Origin of the sequence: Neobacillus cucumis (assembly GCF_002860255.1) — a bacterium.
Lineage (GTDB): Bacteria > Bacillota > Bacilli > Bacillales > Cytobacillaceae > Neobacillus > Neobacillus cucumis_A.
In genome coordinates this window covers 1-2,269 of sequence record NZ_PGVE01000066.1, presented here as the reverse complement: position 1 = coordinate 2,269, position 2,269 = coordinate 1, and the positions used below count along the sequence as shown (strand labels likewise).

Annotated in this window: 3 protein-coding genes; all 3 read left to right on the top strand. The window is 41.1% G+C overall.

Annotation, left to right across the window (positions count from 1 at the left end):
* On the top strand, window positions 1-160 hold a 160-nt coding region (locus CVD27_RS18390), incomplete at its 5' end, for a peptide deformylase (protein WP_180960346.1).
* 241 nt (window positions 161-401) lie between these two features.
* Window positions 402-611 carry a DNA-dependent RNA polymerase subunit epsilon gene (locus CVD27_RS18385; protein ID WP_101649364.1) on the top strand — a complete coding sequence of 70 codons (210 nt, stop codon included), beginning with the start codon at window positions 402-404 and terminating at the stop codon, window positions 609-611.
* A 3-nt stretch (window positions 612-614) separates the two neighbouring features.
* On the top strand, window positions 615-2,269 hold a 1,655-nt coding region (rnjA, locus tag CVD27_RS18380), incomplete at its 3' end, for a ribonuclease J1 (protein WP_101649363.1).

The window sequence follows — 2,269 nt, the reverse complement described above, 5'->3', positions numbered from 1 at the left end:
TAAGGAAGGAAACGTTATCAAGAAACGCTTAAAGGGATTGCCCGCAATTGCTTTCCAACACGAATTGGATCATTTGAACGGCATTATGTTCTATGACCATATTGACGAGAGCGCTCCATACAAAGACATCCCTGGTGCGACAGCATTTGACAGAGAGTAAAGCACTTAAACTTGACAGAGCAAAGTTTTTCTGTTACAGTCTTGTCAAGGAGTGATGATGCCATGTATAAACGTCTAAAACGCAAATTGCTAAGACGACTTAATGGCCTGCTCGGTAAAAAGACAATTGCTTAGACTTTTACGCCCGCCAACTAAATTGGTGGGCTTTTCTTTATTTTAGGGAAATTGCATGCTATTATTGATGATATGTATTATTAGGAACGTAAAAAGGAGAGTTAAACATGATTTTCAAAGTATATTACCATTTAAACGTACATGAAGTTCCAGTCCGCGAGAACACACTCAGCTTGTATGTAGAAGCTGAAACAGAAAAAGAAGTCCGTGATCAATTAAAAGGTCGCGATCTGATGATTGAATACGTACAAAAGCTGGAGGGCGAGCATTTAGCATATGAACAAGCCTCCCCAGACTTTCACGTTGAGCAGGTCTAATCAATGAAATCTATTAAAAACAATGAAACAGCCGTTTTTGCCCTAGGCGGACTAGGTGAAATCGGTAAAAATACGTATTGTGTACAATTCCAAGATGAAATCATCATTATTGATGCCGGAATCAAGTTTCCTGAAGATGAATTGCTTGGTATTGACTATGTAATTCCAGATTACACTTATCTCGAACGCAATATCGATAAGATTAAAGGCCTTTTCATCACACATGGTCACGAAGACCATATCGGTGGAATTCCCTATCTATTACGCAAAGTGAACGTTCCCGTCTATGGCGGTAAACTAGCAATTGGTTTACTTCGCAATAAGTTGGAAGAACACGGATTGTTGCGCACTACGGAAATTCATGAAATTGAAGAAGATGATTTTATCAAATTCCGTAAAACTGCAGTGTCCTTCTTCAGAACTACGCACAGTATTCCTGATGCATTCGGTGTAGTGGTCAAAACTCCATCGGGTAATATCGTTCATACAGGTGACTTTAAGTTCGACTTTACGCCTGTCGGTGAACCTGCTAACTTGCATAAGATGGCTAAAATTGGTAGTGAAGGTGTACTTTGTTTGTTATCAGATAGTACAAATGCAGAAGTACCGAACTTCACGATGTCTGAACGTAAAGTTGGAGAAAGCCTAAATGATATTTTCCGCACTGTAGACGGTCGGATTATTTTCGCTACATTCGCTTCAAATATCCATAGATTACAACAAGTGATCGAATCGGCGCAGATTTTTGGTCGTAAAATCGCTGTCTTCGGGCGTAGTATGGATAATGCCATCACGATCGGTCGCGAACTTGGTTATATTGATGCTCCGAAAGATTTATTCGTAGATGCTCAATCACTCAACCGACTTCCAGCTAATAAAGTAATGATTTTATGTACGGGTAGTCAAGGTGAACCGATGGCTGCACTATCACGTATCGCAAACGGTACGCATAGACAAGTTCAAATCCAACCTGGTGATACTGTTATTTTCTCTTCTTCACCAATTCCAGGTAATACACTTAGCGTGAACAAAGCGATTAATTCATTGTTCCGTGCAGGTGCAGAAGTTATTCATGGTCCATTAAACAACATCCACACATCCGGTCACGGGTCACAGGAAGAGCAAAAGCTGATGTTGCGTTTAATCAAACCTAAATACTTCATGCCAATCCACGGTGAATACCGCATGATGAATATGCACTCTCAACTTGCTATAGACTGTGATGTCGAACCTGATAACATTTTCATTATGGGTAACGGTGATGTACTCGCACTCACTGACTCGACAGCAAGACTTGCCGGACGTGTACCTTCAGGCGATGTATACATCGATGGAAGCGGTATTGGGGATATTGGTAACGTTGTACTACGCGACAGACGAATTCTTTCTGAAGATGGTCTAGTCATCGTTGTAGCAACCATCGACACCAAAAAGAACCGTTTAGTATCTGGTCCTGACCTGATCTCACGCGGTTTCGTCTATATGCGTGAATCAGGCGCTATGATCAATGAAGCACAATATATGCTTTCGAAAACATTACAACGCAAACTGGCTGCTAAACCTGATTCCGTCAACAACTTGAAGGGCGATATCATCGATACACTCGTTCCGTATTTATATGAGAAAACGAAGCGTAAGCCGATGATCCTTCCTGTCAT